At 32.9% G+C, this 16,771-nt stretch carries 14 protein-coding genes; 5 read left to right on the top strand and 9 right to left on the bottom strand.

Translation table 11 applies throughout. The annotated features are described in order from the left end of the window. Nucleotides 1-19: 19 nt before the first annotated feature. The 7 genes from DG435_RS09595 to DG435_RS09565 form a co-directional block, all read right to left on the bottom strand. Complete coding sequence (locus DG435_RS09595) at nucleotides 20-712, bottom strand: hypothetical protein (RefSeq protein ID WP_106794999.1); 693 nt, start codon at nucleotides 710-712, stop codon at nucleotides 20-22. Nucleotides 713-718: 6 nt separating this feature from the next. Next, nucleotides 719-1,195, bottom strand: a complete 477-nt coding sequence (locus DG435_RS09590) for a hypothetical protein (RefSeq protein WP_106794998.1) — start codon at nucleotides 1,193-1,195, stop codon at nucleotides 719-721. 53 nt (nucleotides 1,196-1,248) lie between these two features. Further along, nucleotides 1,249-1,959 carry a hypothetical protein gene (locus DG435_RS09585; protein ID WP_106794997.1) on the bottom strand — a complete coding sequence of 237 codons (711 nt, stop codon included), beginning with the start codon at nucleotides 1,957-1,959 and terminating at the stop codon, nucleotides 1,249-1,251. Nucleotides 1,960-1,976: 17 nt separating this feature from the next. Next, a complete protein-coding gene (gene rsgA / locus DG435_RS09580; RefSeq protein ID WP_106794996.1) occupies nucleotides 1,977-3,044 on the bottom strand; it encodes a ribosome small subunit-dependent GTPase A in 1,068 nt (355 codons plus the stop codon). Between the two features lie 42 nt (nucleotides 3,045-3,086). Beyond that, complete coding sequence (locus DG435_RS09575) at nucleotides 3,087-3,881, bottom strand: hypothetical protein (RefSeq protein WP_106794995.1); 795 nt, start codon at nucleotides 3,879-3,881, stop codon at nucleotides 3,087-3,089. Nucleotides 3,882-4,038: 157 nt separating this feature from the next. After that, entirely contained in the window at nucleotides 4,039-6,213 is a 2,175-nt protein-coding gene (locus DG435_RS09570; protein WP_108840595.1) for a M3 family metallopeptidase, read from the bottom strand. An 11-nt stretch (nucleotides 6,214-6,224) separates the two neighbouring features. Continuing rightward, complete coding sequence (locus DG435_RS09565) at nucleotides 6,225-8,711, bottom strand: M14 family metallopeptidase (protein WP_106794384.1); 2,487 nt, start codon at nucleotides 8,709-8,711, stop codon at nucleotides 6,225-6,227. A gap of 215 nt (nucleotides 8,712-8,926) precedes the next feature. On the opposite strand from DG435_RS09565, the gene bshC reads away from it, so the two are divergent. Further along, nucleotides 8,927-10,522: a bacillithiol biosynthesis cysteine-adding enzyme BshC gene (bshC, locus tag DG435_RS09560; protein WP_106794385.1), complete on the top strand. Its 1,596-nt coding sequence runs from the start codon at nucleotides 8,927-8,929 to the stop codon at nucleotides 10,520-10,522. A 56-nt stretch (nucleotides 10,523-10,578) separates the two neighbouring features. Here bshC and DG435_RS09555 read toward each other — a convergent pair whose 3' ends face one another. Next, complete coding sequence (locus DG435_RS09555) at nucleotides 10,579-10,905, bottom strand: hypothetical protein (RefSeq protein WP_159025733.1); 327 nt, start codon at nucleotides 10,903-10,905, stop codon at nucleotides 10,579-10,581. 237 nt (nucleotides 10,906-11,142) lie between these two features. On the opposite strand from DG435_RS09555, the gene guaA reads away from it, so the two are divergent. The 4 genes from guaA (at nucleotide 11,143) to DG435_RS09535 (ending at nucleotide 16,099) form a co-directional block, all read left to right on the top strand. After that, nucleotides 11,143-12,672: a glutamine-hydrolyzing GMP synthase gene (gene guaA / locus DG435_RS09550; RefSeq protein WP_106794387.1), complete on the top strand. Its 1,530-nt coding sequence runs from the start codon at nucleotides 11,143-11,145 to the stop codon at nucleotides 12,670-12,672. 51 nt (nucleotides 12,673-12,723) lie between these two features. Beyond that, nucleotides 12,724-14,889, top strand: a complete 2,166-nt coding sequence (locus tag DG435_RS09545) for a LysM peptidoglycan-binding domain-containing protein (RefSeq protein WP_106794388.1) — start codon at nucleotides 12,724-12,726, stop codon at nucleotides 14,887-14,889. Between the two features lie 428 nt (nucleotides 14,890-15,317). Continuing rightward, a complete protein-coding gene (locus tag DG435_RS09540; RefSeq protein WP_106794389.1) occupies nucleotides 15,318-15,854 on the top strand; it encodes a DUF922 domain-containing protein in 537 nt (178 codons plus the stop codon). Between the two features lie 20 nt (nucleotides 15,855-15,874). Beyond that, on the top strand, nucleotides 15,875-16,099 hold the full coding sequence (locus DG435_RS09535) for a DUF3820 family protein (protein ID WP_035092407.1): 225 nt from the start codon (nucleotides 15,875-15,877) through the stop codon (nucleotides 16,097-16,099). On the opposite strand, the gene DG435_RS09530 is transcribed toward DG435_RS09535, so the two are convergent. After that, a complete protein-coding gene (locus DG435_RS09530; RefSeq protein WP_106794390.1) occupies nucleotides 16,100-16,612 on the bottom strand; it encodes an SRPBCC domain-containing protein in 513 nt (170 codons plus the stop codon). It abuts the gene before it with no gap. Nucleotides 16,613-16,771 lie beyond the last annotated feature (159 nt).

The following is a 16,771-nucleotide window of genomic DNA, read 5'->3' as shown; positions in this document are numbered from 1 at the left end:
TTGTATATAGTATTAATTATTATTCGCTTCCTATAATTTTATATATAGTAAGATCACTAATTTGAGTGATTGATATTAGGTCTTCTTTGATTTTTGTTACAACGGGTTTCAGTTCTTTTAATTTTTCTGTTTCATGATCATATTCTAATGTTTTCTTAACCTTTGTTTTTGTTAAGAAATTAATACTGGTATTTCCAGCCCCATCGTGAGTGGCATTCCCGTAGTTGTTTAATTCTGAACCAATAAGCATATAGTCATTGTGTTTTTTTTCGAATCTAAATTTTATTTCATAATCATGCCTCATAGATTGATGACTAATGCTTAGTATTTGGGTTGTTATTTTAAGTGTTGGATTTTCATTATAAATAAAAGCAGAGGTTAAGTTTCCGCTTAGTGCTTTTTGTTTATAGGTGTCATTTTCTGATCCTTCGTATATTGCAATTCTAACCTCTTCGGGATCAGTATTCTCTATATTGGTGTTTGAATTTACAATTATGGTCACAAAATCCTGATAACCATCTTGATTCAAATCTCCAAACGCTATCTTCTTTTCATTTTGAACTACAGCGACTTCAAAACCTTCAGCAATAAAATTAGTAAAGTCTTTTTTACTACTCTCTTGTTTAACATCTTTTTTTATTGGAATATGTTTCTTGTTGCTATTGCAGGAGAAGAGTATCATTGTTATGAATAGAAATTTGATTTTTTTCATTTTATACTACTCCTTTTTTGGTGGTAATTCTACTTCTCCGTCAGGATGGATACGACATAGTACTTTATTAAACTGATCTATCAAGTTTAGGACAAATACCACAGGCCCTTCTTTAGGTATTTTTTGAAATTCATCACTCTTAGCAATAGCAGTAAGACCTTGCAAAACTGCCTGGCAAGCATTATGGAAACATTTTTCTTTATACTCGTGATCATCTTCACGATAATAATCACCTTCTTCATTTAACGGAAAAAATACTTCTAAATCTAATACTCCGCAATCACTAAAGGCTTCTCCTTCTGATCCACCACCATATCCCATAAAGCCTAAATCCGGAGGTGTTGTGATTTCTCCCTGAGCAGCAAATACAATCTTTGAAACTGGGTGTAAAGGATCATACCCGGTATAATTCGAATCAGCAAAATAGGTAAAACTCTCTAGAAGATCTGTTATTATCTGTTTGATTATGGTATCTTGATTCATATTTTGATTTTTATTATTTGACGAGATTTTAGAAGACTTTTTCTTTCAGCTAATTATTGTTTATTGGTTTTCAGTTCGTTTAATATGATGAGTTTTTGCCATATTTTTCTACTTAATCCTGTAGTTAGTATTTCGATTTCATTTACTGCCCTTACTACTTTTTCGTCGGGTAGACTTTGAGAATATAGTGCCGCAACTTTACCAACTAATGCTGTGGCTTCAGAGCAATAATCAAGATATCGCTGAAGCTGAAAGTTAGTAAAGGTTCGTTTAGGAGAGTTTTCTGTAGCAGATTCTGGTACATCAGTGACATTTGGATCTTTTGTTAATTGATGCATATCAATAACATGAGCAATTACCCTAAGTTCATTAAGAGACTTCAGTGCTCGCTTCATTTTTAGCCTAGATTCTAGTGAAAAAAGGAAAAAAATTGCAGCACCTAATAGTATGATATCATTAAAAATAGCTTCAGAAATCGTAACCACATTAGCAAGGGTAGTATTTTCAATTTGTAAATCAATATAGGTGATACTATAGATCAGGCCTCCTAAACCGATTAGTATGATCATATGAGAAAATACACGAAGTAAAATATTTGGAGAAGAGATCCAATCAATATTTTGCTTGCTTTTTTGAGCGGTATGCAAGAATTGAAAGCAAACCTTTCTAAGTCCTGAATCAGGAAATCGATCCGAAACTCGTTTTTCGAGTAGATCGATGGTTTTAATGATTTTTTCTGGTTCCAGGTTTATACTGTTATTCATATATTGACTACATTTTATTAGTATTTATGATTTCTTCTTTGCTTTTGAACATTTCTAATCATTTTTCCTAAGTCTTTATCTTTCTTTTTTCTCTCTTTGATATCTGATTCAAAATGCATTTTTTCTTTTTCCATTTTTCGAAAATTAGAATACGAGTCTTTGTCAATTTCTCCGTTTTCAACAGCTTCCAGTATAGCGCAACCTTCCTCATGGACATGTGTGCAATCTTTAAATCTGCAATTGTTAGCATATTCAATAATGGTTTCGAATGTAGTTTCTAATCCACTTGTTGTGTCAGCAATTCCGACTTCTCGCATCCCGGGATTATCGATCAAAATACCTCCATTTCCCAATACAATTAATTCTCGATGACTTGTTATATGCTTTCCTTTGTTTACGCTCGAACTTATTTCTCCTGTTTTCATTTGTTGCTTACCTGCAAGGTTGTTAAGAAGAGTGGATTTTCCGACTCCGGAAGATCCAAGTAAACAGTATGTTTTTCCTTTTTGGATAATTTGATTTAGATGATCATACCCTTTGATTGTTTGATTGCTAACTGTAAGTATTGTAATGTCCTTGATTCGTTGCTTTATCTGGTTTATAATATTTTGCAAATCGGTTTCATTTAGCAAATCAATTTTGCTTAAAATAATAATAAGTTCCACTTTAGAGGCATTACAGATTGTCAAATACCTTTCTAATCTATTTATATTAAAATCTCGGTTTACAGCTTGAACAATTAGACCATAATCAATATTTGTCGCGATTATTTGTACTTTTCCAGATGCTCCAACAGCTTGTCTTTCTATGATAGAGTTTCGAGGGTAAATAGCATGAATTAGAGCTTTGCCTTCATCATACTCTGAAAAAGCAACCCAATCCCCAACAGCAGGAAAATCATATCTGCTTTCTGCTGTATACCTTAAATTACCAATGAGTTCAGCATCAAATTCATGTGTCGGAGTCTTAATAACATATCTTTCTTTATGCTCAGATAGTATTCTGCCAACTTCAAAAGAATCCAAATTTTGTTTGATTCTAAACTGCTCTAAAGCATTGGTATATCCTAAATCCTGAGTTGTCATTCTGTGTTTTTGTTTTTTTAGAGTTTGGTTACATTATATTCTCTAAAATTTATTTTTAATTGGTGGTACTGGAGCAGGAGTAGGGAAGAAAGTTGGATCAAATCTGTCTAACACTTCTATTCTTGACGTGTTTATGTCTATTTTTAAACGATACTGCTCAAAGAGTTCATTAAAGTGATTAGAATCAATAAGGTCATGGTCTATCCTTCTTATTGCCATTTCATATACATTTTCATTATGTGCTGTTATTACTATTAGGTAATTTCTAATTAGTTCTACTATTCCTTGGGAAGCGAAATTCTTAATTTCTTCTACATCATTAGTCACCAGGATATCATTTATTTTTTTCACAATACCATCATGATCTTCTAGAAGTGAATGGTATGAATAAGAATCGTTCATCCCATAAAGATTCATCACAAGGTCTTCGGGTTTTATTTTGTTACCTACCACAAACTCGATACCTCCATCTGGTGTTCTTATGACAGAAGGGTCTTCCCAATCTATAGTAATTGTTTCTATCCCCCAATTAAATTCATCTTCTTTGTAAACTCCGGGGTTCACAAAAAATGTAATTTCATTCTTAGCATAATAATCTTTATCATTAAGTATTCTTTTTTTGAGATGAACTCTTGTTAAATCATCAATCGGAAATCCATTGTTTTCTAGTTTTTTGACAACTTTTACAATAAGTTTTTGTTCTAAACTCGTAAACTCGGCAATGGCAGGCTTAAGTCCTCTAACTATATCCATTGATGATTTTTTTTGATATTTTTTTCCATTAAAAAAGAGTACAAGAACACAAAGTACAAATGCTGATTTATATATGTATTTCATAAAAGTTTTTTATTAGTTCTTTTATTACAACTGCATCTATTCTATACTTCGTATGGTTTAATTTTTATTATGAAGTACAACTCTCTTCTATATAAAAATACACATATACCTTCTGTTATAGTGGCATATGTGTATTTTAATTACATGTTATTTTTAGTTACGACTTAGGAACTGGGAATCCTCTGTCTTTCATTAATGCTTCAATCTTAGCATCACGTCCTCTAAATTTGCGATATGCTTCTGCAGGATCCATAGCGTTACGTGGTGCAAAAAGGTATTTTACCAGTTTAGCAGCAACTTCTTTATCGTAAAACCCTCCTGGAGCTTCGGCAAAGGCTTCTGCTGCATCAGAGGTAAGTACATCTGCCCACATATATCCATAATATGCAGTGGCATATCCTTCTCCAGAAAAGACATGTCCAAAATGTGGTGTGCGGTGACGCATCACTAATTCTTTTGGCATATGTAATTCTGTTAGTGTTTCTTTTTCAAATTTATCTACATCGATATTGGTTGGGTCTGCTAAATGAAATTTCATATCCATTAGGGCAGAGGCCAGGTATTCTGTTGTAGCAAATCCTTGATTAAAGGTAGCTGCTTTTTTAATTTTATCAACCAGTGTTTTTGGGATAGCTTCTCCAGTTTTATAATGTACAAGATAGTTGTCAATTACTTTATCGGTAGATAACCAACGTTCTAACAATTGAGATTGAAACTCTGTATAATCACGTACACCTCCATTAAGAGTTGGGTATTTCACTTCAGAGGAGAAGAAATGTAAAGCATGACCAAATTCATGGAAAAAAGTAGTGGCATCATCCCATGATACTAAAACAGCTTCTCCCGGAGCCGGTTTTACAAAATTAGAGTTATTAGATCCCAAGACATTCTTTTTACCATCAAAAGTAGTATGACTTCTATAGGTAGTTGCCGAAGCTCCAGATCGCTTACCAGGTCTGGCAAATGGGTCGAGATACCATAAACCAATATGCTCTCCAGAAGTTTTGTCATTTACCTCCCATACTTTTACATCTTCATGAAAAACAGGAACTTTACCATCTTCGATAGGAGTGAATTTAAAATTAAATAATTCACCAGCAACAAAGAACATAGCTTCTCTTAACTTATCTAGCTGTAAGTATTGTTTTACTTCATCAGAATCCAGATCATATTTTTTCTTTCTTACTTTTTCTGCATAGTAGCGATAATCCCATGGTTCGATTGTTATCTTATCCCCATTTGCATCTGCTACGGCCTGCATATCAACTACTTCTTCTTTTACCCTTGCTATAGCAGCTGGCCAAACAGCATTCATAAGTTTCATAGCATTGTCAGGATTCTTAGCCATACGGTTTTGTAGCCTCCAGTCTGCATAATTATCGTGTCCTAATAAACCAACACGTTCTTTTCTTAATTTTAGTATTTTGGCGATATTTTCATTATTGTCCTTAGCATCACCATTGTCTCCTCTAGAATAGTAGGTTCTCCATACTTTTTCACGTATAGCACGCTCATCAGAATAGGTAAGAAAAGGATCCATAGAAGACCTTGTATTGGTCACCGCATATTTACCATCCTGATCTCTATCGGTTGCCGCTTTTGCATATGCTTTAATCAAAGGATCTGATAAACCGCTTAATTGATCTTTGGTTAGATAGGTAACATATCCTTCTTCATCTTCTAAAACATTATTAGAAAAGTTGGTATATAATTCTGATAATTCTTTGTTGATTGCTGCATAGCGTTTCTTCTTTTCTTCATCCAACTCTGCTCCATTCATAGCGAATGACTTATAGGTAAGATCCACCACACGTTGTTGATCTGCTTCTAATGGTGTTTTTTGAGCATTATCATAAACCGTTTTGATTCGCTTAAACAGCTTTTCGTTTTGTGATATTTTAGAACTAAATTCTGATAGCTTAGGAGCCATTTCTTTTTGAACGTCTCTAAATTCTGGAGAAGACATATTACTACTTAGGATACCGTAGTATGTAAAAACTCTATCGAGTTCTGCTCCGGATCTCTCCATTGCAACTATGGTATTTTCAAAAGTAGGAGCCTCAGAGTTATTTGCAATCTCATCAATTTCTTTAAGATTAAGCTCCATTCCTTTTTCAAGGGCTGGTTTTATGTCAGCGACATTCATTTTGTCGAATGCAGGAGTACCCCCATATGGACCAGTCCATTTGGTTAGTAAGACATTTGCTGTCTCTTTAGGTTCCGATGCTGTTGTAGTTTCCACAGTTTCTTTCTTTTGGTTACAACTGGCTAAAAGCACAATAGCCGATAAAGCTACGGTCTTAAAAGTTGTAGAGAGTTGTGAGTTAATCATGATTATTTAATTTAAATTCTAAATTTATTGTTATTAGCAAAAAAGATGGCATTCACAAAGAAGAGTTTTCCATTCTCCCAAAAAGATCTGAATAGTGGATTGTCTACCATATAGATAATACTTCCGTTACCTACTCTTGATTCGCCAAATACCAATGAGTTATTCAAGTTTTTTAAGGCATCTGCACCTGCAAATCCAGAAACACTTTGTGGTTTTTCTATATAAGCGATATTATACCCATTTTGAAGAAATTTATAAGAACTACTTCCTAACTTTAAACTAAAATAAGTGTCATCATATCCAAAAGCCATCGGGTGTGAAGGATCTACTTTAGTCTTAAAAATACTTCCGGTAATAAAGTTTTTTACGCTTTTTCGTTCACGTTGATCATAAGGCGTAAGGTTACCAATAGAGTCTTTTTCTTTTTCATCAGCCTTATTTTTCTTAAGATCAAATCCTTTTTTATCAGAAAAGGTTCTTACTGCATTACCAATTGCGATTACTTTACCACCACTACTTACCCATTCTTTCAATTTATCTAAAGCTCCTTTATCCAGGTAGCTGTTGTAATATCCATTTGGCATAACTAATACATCATATTTGGTAAGGTCGACATTCTTAAAATAATCTGTATCTATTGAGGTAATAGGAAATTTAAGTTGTTGTTCGAAAAAATACCAAATCTCTCCATAGCTTAAAGAAGAAGTGTATCTACCTTTTAACACTGCAATGCGTTGGTTGTTGATGAGTTTTACATCTGGAGAACCAAAATCTACCCCTTTGCTAGAAAAACTAGTAGGAGCAGTATATAGTTTTCGGTGATGAGCATTGGCAATATCGATAACCGTTTTATCATAGTTAGCAGTTTTGCGATTATCACTTTTGGTGATGATAAGACTTCCTTTTTTGAAATTCTCTGTGCCGTTACTAAAATCTTTTTCACTAAAACGTACTCTAATATTATGACGTAATAAGTCTGCCATAAAAGCAGCGTCATCTATACTGTTCCATTTCGCGATATACCCTGGCCCAGATGAATTAGCAACGTTATTTATAGTATTAGGTTTCTTATTTCCGTTAGCAGGAATTAATGTAGTCGAAGCAATAGCATTTAATCCATATGCATGAGGTACACTCCATGCTGTAATATCATAAGTCAAAGGATCATTTAGCTTGGCGTTTGGCTCAAAAAGTACTTTTACCATTTTACCCTTGGGTTGATTAGTACTAACTACGAGTGCTCCGTTAGCATTAATACTCCCTTGCTTATTTTCTTTAAAATTGAATCCCGAAACTTTTGCAGTATTTATATACCCATATTTGATATCATGAGTTTCCAGCAATTTTACTAATGCATCGATCTTATCGGCTTCTCCATTTAATACATAACTTTTATATTTAAGCCCAGCGGTATTAAAGAATTTTTTAAACTCAGTATTTAATTTTGCAGCTTGATTGGATGAGATCTCGACTGTTGATAATCCAGTTGTGGTGTGGTGTAACGCACGATCTTTTAGAGTTAATACATAACCTTCGTCGGTTTGGATACCTAAACCTGCACGTCCATGCCCCGCTTGTTCATATGTCATTCCTATTGCTCCCATAAAAGTAGGATAGGTGTCTCCATAACTAGGGTATAGTAAATCAAAACGTTCTCTGGTAAAAAACAACCACCCTTCTGCATCAAAATATCGAGCATGATTCTTACCAATTTGAGTTTGAAAATCTCTTTGCCATGGCGTAATAATCTCATGAAAAGGTTCTGCAGCAGGAGCAAAATAATAAGGCTCATTAATCCCTTGTTCATGAAAATCTACATGAATATGCGGCATCCATGTATTGTATGCTTTTATACGTTGTCTTGATTCTACTTGGGTTGCCCATGCCCAATCACGGTTAAGATCAAATAAATAATGATTTGGTCTTCCGCCCGGCCAGGGTTCATTATGTTCTGTTGCTATTTGATCCGTATTATATGGTGTTGCTTTTGTCTGGTTATACCAGTTTACATATCTATCTCGCCCATCAGGATTTATACAAGGGTCTATAATAACTACAGTGTTTTTTAACCAAGCTGTTTTCTTAGTGATTAACTCATAAACAGTTTGCATAGCAGATTCTGTGCTAGAAGCTTCATTACCATGTACATTATAACTTAACCATACAATTGCAACTTCTGGATTAGCTGTACCTTCTGCAATACCAATATTTTTTAGATTGTTTAATCTTATGTTTTCTATGTTGTTTAGATTTTCTTCAGAAGAAACAATAGCGTAAGTCAACGGTCTACGTTCATTTGTTTTTCCGTAGGTATGATAGCTTACCATATTAGAATGGCCGGCAACATGATTAAAATAATTTACAACATCTGCATGACGTGTAAATTGGTCGCCTATTTCATAGCCCAAAAATTCGGCAGGAGATTGTAATTTGTTTTGAGAATAGGTTAAACAAGTCGTTATAGTTACGACAAAGAGTGTGATGATTAGTTTTTTCATTGATCGGTGAATTCTTTTAAAAGGGTAAAATACCGAGTTAAATTTAGGATTTAATCGGTATTAACTAAAATTTAGGATTTGAAATAGATAATATTGATAAATTTTAATACTTAGGTAAAAACTTAGGTATGAATTCTTTCAAACTATTAAAAAAAATATAAAAAAACGAATGAGATCACAATCTGCCGTATATTTATCGACCAAAAAGTTTGCTTATGCCTAGTGACTGTATTCCGTTTAGCGATACGAATTACTTTTCTTCTCTTATTTGTAATTATTTAGATCAAAAATCTGAATTACAACCTTTTTATAATCGGTTTCCAAAATTAGAAAACTTCAAAGACCAAATTGAAGAAAAACAACACTCTTTTTCTAATGAACATAGAAAAGTATTGGTACAAGCTTTGCGCAAACAATATATAGGCGTCGTTCCTTCAGATCTCACCAATCAAAATATAGAATCATTAGATAAGCCTACAACATTTACTGTGGTTACAGGGCATCAACTGAATCTTTTTACAGGACCATTATACTTTTTATATAAAATCATTTCTACCATCAATCTTACTAAAGATTTAAAAGAGAGACATCCAGAATATGATTTTGTACCTATATACTGGATGGCAACAGAAGATCACGATTTTGAAGAGATTAATTACTTTAATCTTTTTGGGAAGAAGGTACAATGGAATCGTAACGATGGAGGGGCGGTAGGAGTTTTTGATACCGAAGGATTAGATAAAGTTTTTGATATTTTTTCTTCGGAAATTGGATCAGGACGAAATGCAGAATACCTTAAGTCTTTATTTAAGGAAGCATATCTACAACATAATAACCTTGCTGAAGCGACCCGATATCTGGCTAATGAATTGTTTGGTGAGTATGGTCTGGTTATTATAGATGGAGACGACCATGAATTAAAGAAGCTTTTCATACCGTTTGTAGAAAAAGAATTAATAGATCAGGTTGCATATACTAAGGTAATACCAAAAGCAGAAAAACTAGAAGTACAAGGATATAAAGTACAGGTAAACCCAAGAGAAATCAATTTGTTTTATCTGGCAGATGGATTACGCGAACGAATTATTGAAAAAGAAGAAAAATACTTTGTAAACGAAACCGATATCTCTTGGAGCAAGAGTGAGATATTAAAAGAACTCTCTGAGTTTCCAGAAAGATTTAGTCCTAATGTAATGATGCGACCTTTGTATCAGGAAGTGATTTTACCTAATCTTTGTTATATCGGTGGAGGAGGAGAATTAGCGTATTGGTTAGAGTTGAAAGACTATTTTGAAACTGTAGACATCCCTTTTCCCATGTTGTTACTCCGTAACTCGGTGCTGATCCAAACTAAAAAACAAGCTGAGAAAATCGAAAAACTCAATGTTTCTGATACAGAGTTGTTTTTGAAACAACATGAGTTAATTAATCGTAAAGTTCGTCGAGTATCAAACATAGATATTAATTTTGATCCGCAGCGTAAACATTTGAAAGAGCAGTTTGAGGCAATGTATAAGTTGGCAGAGCAAACAGATGTAACTTTTAATAATGCAGTAAAAGCACAAGAAATAAAACAACTTAAAGGATTAGATGTTTTAGAAAAACGATTGTTAAAAGCGCAAAGACGCAAATTAGGTGATCATGTAAAACGTTTAACAACACTGCAAAACGAACTTTTTCCTAATCAAAGTTTGCAAGAACGTAACAAGAACTTTACAGAATTGTATCTGGAGTATGGTTCTGATTTAATTCCAACATTGATGAAGTATTTAGATCCTTTAAAAGGAGAGTTCTTGGTCTTGAAATATTAAAAGAAGTATTTAAGTTTTTTTGTAAATAATGTGTTTTATAACTTAATCAGTTATGATTACACAAGTTCTCTTTTTATCCAATTAGGATCTTTAATCCATTTAGTGCTTTTTATCCAACTACCTTGAGCTTCATTTTTCTTTTTATATGGATCGGTATGTTCTTTAATAAATTCTAAAATAGACATTGTAAGAACCTCGTCCTTTTTTTCTAATGAAGTGCTGTGTAATGTATTTTGATCCACCGTGGTGTCAGGAATTTTTATAATCATACTCGACATATGCTGATCAAAGATTTTTATACTATGCTCAGTATCGTTGGCAAAACACCTTGTGTTAGAAAAAAGAATGATTATTATGGCAAGTTTCAAAGTGAAGTTATTCATCGTATTGGGGGTTAGAAGGTTTCTGATGTAAATTTAAAATGATTGTGTCATTTATAAGGACTGTAATCGATGAAATGCGTTTAAATACCGACGAACGGTTAATTGGTTTAGGTAGAAGGTTTTTGGTAATAGCTTGTTTTATAAGAATAATGATGCCTAAAAACTTAGATAGTAAATAATATTGAAAATTATTCCTTTTAGGATTTCGAGGGTTGTAATTTAATTTTATTTTTGCCTATGCAAAACAACGTACTTATTTTAGATTTCGGATCGCAATATACTCAGCTAATAGCACGACGAGTTAGAGAGTTAAATATATATTGTGAGATACATCCTTATAATAACTTACCAGAGAATATATCAGACTTTAAGGCGGTAATCCTTTCTGGTTCTCCTTTCTCTGTTAGAGGAGAAGATGCTCCTCATCCTGATTTATCAGCAATTCGAGGTAACAAACCACTTTTGGCTGTTTGTTATGGTGCTCAGTACCTGGCTCATTTTAGTGGAGGAGAAGTTGCTCCATCAAATACACGAGAGTATGGTAGGGCTAATTTATCATTTGTACAGGAGGGAGAACAGTTTTTTGAAAATATTACTAAAGGCTCTCAGGTATGGATGAGTCATAGTGATACCATAAAAAAACTTCCTACAGGAGCTGTTAAATTAGCAAGTACCGGTGATGTAGAAAATGCAGCATATAGGATAGAAAATGAGCAAACCTATGCTATCCAATTTCACCCAGAAGTGTATCACTCTACTGATGGAAAAAAATTATTAGAAAATTTCCTGATCAAAATAGCAGATGTTCAACCCGATTGGACACCTGATTCTTTTGTGGATTCAACAGTAGCAGAGCTTAAGGATAAAATAGGTAATGATAAAGTAGTATTAGGTTTAAGTGGAGGTGTAGATTCTACAGTAGCGGCAGTATTATTACATAAAGCTATTGGTGAAAACTTGCATTGTATCTTTGTTAATAACGGGTTGTTACGTAAAAATGAGTTCTCTGCGGTATTAAAACAGTATGAGGGAATGGGACTTAATGTTAAAGGCGTTGATGCTTCGGCACGTTTTTTGGATGCTTTGGCTGGAGAAAGCGATCCTGAAGGAAAACGAAAAATTATAGGAAAGATTTTTATAGAAGTATTCGATGATGAGGCTCATAAAATAGAAGATGCAAAATGGTTGGGACAAGGAACAATTTACCCAGATGTAATAGAATCTATATCTGTAAATGGCCCCTCTGCTACGATCAAATCACATCATAATGTTGGTGGACTGCCAGATTATATGAAATTGAAAGTCGTAGAGCCATTGCGTATGTTGTTTAAAGATGAGGTGCGTAGAGTAGGAGCATCGATGGAACTCGATCCAGAATTGTTAGGAAGACACCCTTTTCCTGGTCCTGGATTAGCAATTAGAATATTGGGAGATATTACACTAGAGAAAGTTGCTATCTTGCAAGAAGTAGATGCTATCTTTATTAATGGATTAAAAGAAGATGGTCTTTATAATAAAGTTTGGCAAGCAGGAGCTATTTTATTGCCTGTGCAAAGTGTGGGAGTAATGGGAGATGAACGTACTTATGAAAATTGTGTGGCATTAAGAGCTGTAGAAAGTACAGATGGGATGACGGCAGATTGGGTAAATCTACCGTATGAATTTCTACAAAAAACTTCTAATGCAATAATAAACAGGGTAAAAGGCGTTAATAGAGTAGTATATGATATTAGTTCTAAGCCTCCGGCGACGATAGAATGGGAATAGAAATATATTAAATTAAAAGTTAGGGAATTAAAAAACAAATCGGATAAATACATGAAAAAGTTTTTATTGATATTTCTGTTGTTGATAGTATCAGGTTCAACTTTTGCACAGCAATATAAAAGTCATACCGTTGCAAAAGGAGAAAATGTATACAGAATAGCTAAACGTTATAATACAACTCCAGAAGCTATATATAGAATAAATCCAACTGCAAAAAATGGAATTAGTGAAGGAGAAATTTTAGCTATCCCAATAGTAGATGATCAGGAATATAATACTCATGTTGTAGAAAAAGATGATACTGTATACAGTCTGTCTAAAAAATATAATATAAGTATAGAAACTATTTACTTGCTTAATCCAGAAGCAGATAAGGGCATTAATATAGGGCAAATACTAAATGTAGGTAAAATTGTAAAAAAGGACCCTACCTCTATTGATGCGATTTCAGAAAAAGGAAAAGATACTGTGCTTGATAGTTTGAAAGTTATTCCTAAAGAGCGAAAAATTGTTCGGTTTATTACTCATAAAGTTAAAAGAAAAGAAACGTTATATGGTATAGCAAGGAAGTATGAAATTACGGTTGAGGATATAAAAAAGAATAATAAACGGTTATATTCCGAACAGATAAGAAAGAAAGATAAAATAAGGATACCAGTATATGAAGAAGAGACTTCAACTGTTGAAACAATTAAGGATCCAGCCAATTCTAGATTATCTGCCACAACCAGATATACGATAAAGCCAAAAGATACTAAATACAATATTGCAAGAAGACACGGAATTACGATAGCAGAGTTAGAACAGCTCAATCCTAACATGAATCCTAGTTTTCCTATCGGAATGCAAATTACGGTACCCACGACTATTTTTGTCTCTCTAAAGGATTCAATTCAACCAGGATTTGAGTTGTATGAAGTAAAACCTAAAGAGACCGTTTTTAGAATTTTACAACGTACAGGTATTTCTGCTGATTCTTTGTTTAAAATGAACCCTTATTTAAGAGATGGGCTTAAAGCGGGTATGGTGATTACAATTCCTAAAGACACCTTAAACGCCGTTACAGATTTAGACGTGACCAAAGAGAAATATATAGACTTAAGTAAAAACCTTTACAATTTCTCTCCTAAAAAAGTAGCTATAATGTTACCTTTTAGTTTGGATACATTAAACTTTGATGCTAGAAAAGATACCGAAGAATTTCTTAAAAGCAAACAAAGTCTTAGAATAGCATTAGATCTTTATAGCGGAGTGTTGATTGCCGTAGATTCAGCTAGGACAAGAGGAATTACTACAGAGCTTAATGTTTTTGATACTCAGAAAAGTAATAATGAAGAGTATATTAAAAAACTAATGGCAGAAAATGATTTTAACGAAACAGATGTGGTGATTGGACCATTATATCAAACTAATTTAGAAATAGTAGCTTCAGAACTTAAAAAGTACAATACACCTGTTTTTTCACCTGCATCAAGAAAAGAATCGAGCTTGTATGACAATTTCTTTCAAACCCGTCCTACTAATGTAATACTTCAGGATAAAATAATATCGTTTGTAGAAAAAGATTCAATCGATAAAAATATTATAATTATAGTACAACAGGGAGCAAAATATGAGCAAATTAAAGAGAAGCTAGTCGCTAAATTCCCTAAAGCTAAAATTGCTAAAATTGAAGAAGGTAATTATCTTTATGAAATTAGACTGAACAAGGTTTTGGATAAGAATAAACCTAATTGGGTTTTTCTGGAATCAAATGATGTAGCAATGATAAGTAATGTTATTCCTTTACTTAATGCCAAAGCAGAGAGCCATAAAATAACATTGTTTACTACAGATAAAAATAATGCATTTAATAATGATAATATTAAAAATGAACACTTATCAAAGTTACATATGCATTACCCATCGGTAGATAAGGAGTTTGATAATAAAGAAGTAGAAGAAGGTGAAGAGATGACTCCATTTGTTAAAAGATATAAGAAAGAATACGGTATCGATCCTAATAATTGGGCTATACGTGGTTTTGATATAGCATATGATATTTTGATGCGACTAGGAACCGCTGATGACCTATATCACTCTGCTTCTTATGAAGGGACAACAGAGTATGTTGAGAATAAATTTAGCTATTCTAAGAAACTTTTAGGTGGATATCATAATAATGCAGCATATTTGATTAAGTTTGATGATGAGTTAAAATTAACTCTGGTTGAATAATTTTTGTTAGTTTTGGAATCTTAAGACTCAATCTGAAAAATTAATTTTTAAAGAAAAATAAAGTATACTAGTATTATTTGGGGAATATTTTTATTATTAAATTAAAAATACATTTTGATATATAAAAAAGGATTTTTTATATATCTTTGATACTGTATCTGTTATCTTTTTTGTTATTATTGTTTTATGAAATGAAGATTTCTTGGCATTATAATTGATTAGATTGGAATATTAAGGAAAACAAAGGAAAAATAAATCGAAATTAGATTCTAGAAATTATGTATTTTTTAAAAATACGTGTATATTTAGAACTAAAAAATAATGCTATTTTGCAGAGAGCAAACAATATTTGCCCCATATTGTGTTCCCCTGGCGCCTCCGAAATAGATGAAAATATAACTTTTATTTGGGCATAATTGTTTGCAATTATGAGTAAGTGCTTTACTATTATTTTAATTTTATTTTTTACCAGTAATAATGGTTATGTAGGGAAATTCTCGTACGCAGAAAGGAGCGAATTAGACTGGTCAGATTTTAGAGGAAAACCTAATTTGAATAGTAATTATGACGCTAGTGTAAATACGGGAATAACCTATCAATGGTCTTATGGTAAAGATAAAGGAGAAATTGAATTAAATTATCAGGTAGATAGCTTTTGTTATCCATCTTTATCTTGGGTTAAGAGAGGGCAAATGTCGTTAGCTCTTCTTTCTCATGAGCAATTGCACTTTGATATTTCAGAATTACACGCCCGAATAATGAGAAAAAGACTTAAAGAATATAGTGCGGGTAAAAACATAAGAAGAGACCTTAATAAAATGTATAAGCTGGTTGAAAGGATGAGAATTAATATGCAGGAGAGATATGATGAAGAGACGGATCATTCTAGAAACGCAGAGGCTCAAAAAAAATGGGAAAGAAAGGTAGAGACATTAATGTGGTATTACCGAGATTTCACTGAATAATTGTTCTTATAACTAACCTCATGGAAATCCAACTTCAAAAGGATTTTTTAATCAAATTAGCACATACCAAAATGCCATTCGGCAAGTATAAAGACAGATACCTTATTGATCTTCCAGAGTATTATGTTGTATGGTATCACAACAAAGGTTTCCCCAAAGGATTACTGGGGCAACAATTGCAAACAGTTTATGAATTAAAACTTAACGGATTAGAGTATTTAATTAGAAATATTAAAAATTTGTAATCACATATTTACAAACTCATATCCAGAAAGCTCATTCTCCTGTAGACTTATTTCAGTTTCATTTAGCAAAATACCGTGCTCCACAAAAGCTTTTAAATTGGCAAGCCAAAATGTCCATCCATTACTGCATCCATAATGTATTTGTAATTTGCTTTTGTCGTCCACAGGTATGTCAAATTGAGATAAAATCACCATAGTCGCATTATTTTTCTTTTCGAGCTTTACAGAGACTTTTGAATTGCTAAAGCTAATTTCTATATAATCATCTCCATTAGCTTCTAGTACTTCCCCTTTTTCTTTTTCGTCCCAATTGTGCCATTGCCAGGTGTATGTGTCTCCTTTTTGAATATGCTCCGATGGCTCTCTGATTTGTCCATCTGTGGTGTTGTATTTAGCTTGTTTTAAAAACCAAGAAGTGATGCCTTTTGGGGTGGCCCATAAATCATATAGTTCTTCAATAGGTTTATGAATATAAATTTTTTTGGTAAACGAATTCCATTGTAACTTTTCCATGATTAAAATGATTTTAGTAGTGTATTAAAGATAGTGAATATTATAATTGTTGTATTTCGCTTTAATGAAGAGGTATAGAGGTGTTAAATTCTTCATAGAGATCATTCAGTTTTATTTTGAATTGAGTAAGTTTAATCACAATTATTGATAGCGTATTTT

Source organism: Aquimarina sp. Aq78 (assembly GCF_900299525.1).
In the GTDB taxonomy this organism is placed as follows: domain Bacteria; phylum Bacteroidota; class Bacteroidia; order Flavobacteriales; family Flavobacteriaceae; genus Aquimarina.
The sequence above is the reverse complement of the archived record's forward strand: the minus strand, read 5'-3'. Positions and strand labels throughout refer to the sequence as shown.

Excerpts from the sequence above, each read along its gene's own strand:
- bshC (WP_106794385.1), top strand. The coding sequence starts at position 8,927 with ATGCCTAGTGACTGTATTCCGTTTAGCGATACGAATTACTTTTCTTCT.
- DG435_RS09530 (WP_106794390.1), bottom strand. The coding sequence starts at position 16,612 with ATGGAAAAGTTACAATGGAATTCGTTTACCAAAAAAATTTATATTCAT.
- DG435_RS09590 (WP_106794998.1), bottom strand. The coding sequence starts at position 1,195 with ATGAATCAAGATACCATAATCAAACAGATAATAACAGATCTTCTAGAG.
- guaA (WP_106794387.1), top strand. The coding sequence starts at position 11,143 with ATGCAAAACAACGTACTTATTTTAGATTTCGGATCGCAATATACTCAG.
- DG435_RS09575 (WP_106794995.1), bottom strand. The coding sequence starts at position 3,881 with ATGAAATACATATATAAATCAGCATTTGTACTTTGTGTTCTTGTACTC.
- rsgA (WP_106794996.1), bottom strand. The coding sequence starts at position 3,044 with ATGACAACTCAGGATTTAGGATATACCAATGCTTTAGAGCAGTTTAGA.
- DG435_RS09570 (WP_108840595.1), bottom strand. The coding sequence starts at position 6,213 with ATGATTAACTCACAACTCTCTACAACTTTTAAGACCGTAGCTTTATCG.
- DG435_RS09595 (WP_106794999.1), bottom strand. The coding sequence starts at position 712 with ATGAAAAAAATCAAATTTCTATTCATAACAATGATACTCTTCTCCTGC.
- DG435_RS09545 (WP_106794388.1), top strand. The coding sequence starts at position 12,724 with ATGAAAAAGTTTTTATTGATATTTCTGTTGTTGATAGTATCAGGTTCA.
- DG435_RS09585 (WP_106794997.1), bottom strand. The coding sequence starts at position 1,959 with ATGAATAACAGTATAAACCTGGAACCAGAAAAAATCATTAAAACCATC.
- DG435_RS09540 (WP_106794389.1), top strand. The coding sequence starts at position 15,318 with ATGAGTAAGTGCTTTACTATTATTTTAATTTTATTTTTTACCAGTAAT.
- DG435_RS09565 (WP_106794384.1), bottom strand. The coding sequence starts at position 8,711 with ATGAAAAAACTAATCATCACACTCTTTGTCGTAACTATAACGACTTGT.
- DG435_RS09555 (WP_159025733.1), bottom strand. The coding sequence starts at position 10,905 with ATGAATAACTTCACTTTGAAACTTGCCATAATAATCATTCTTTTTTCT.
- DG435_RS09535 (WP_035092407.1), top strand. The coding sequence starts at position 15,875 with ATGGAAATCCAACTTCAAAAGGATTTTTTAATCAAATTAGCACATACC.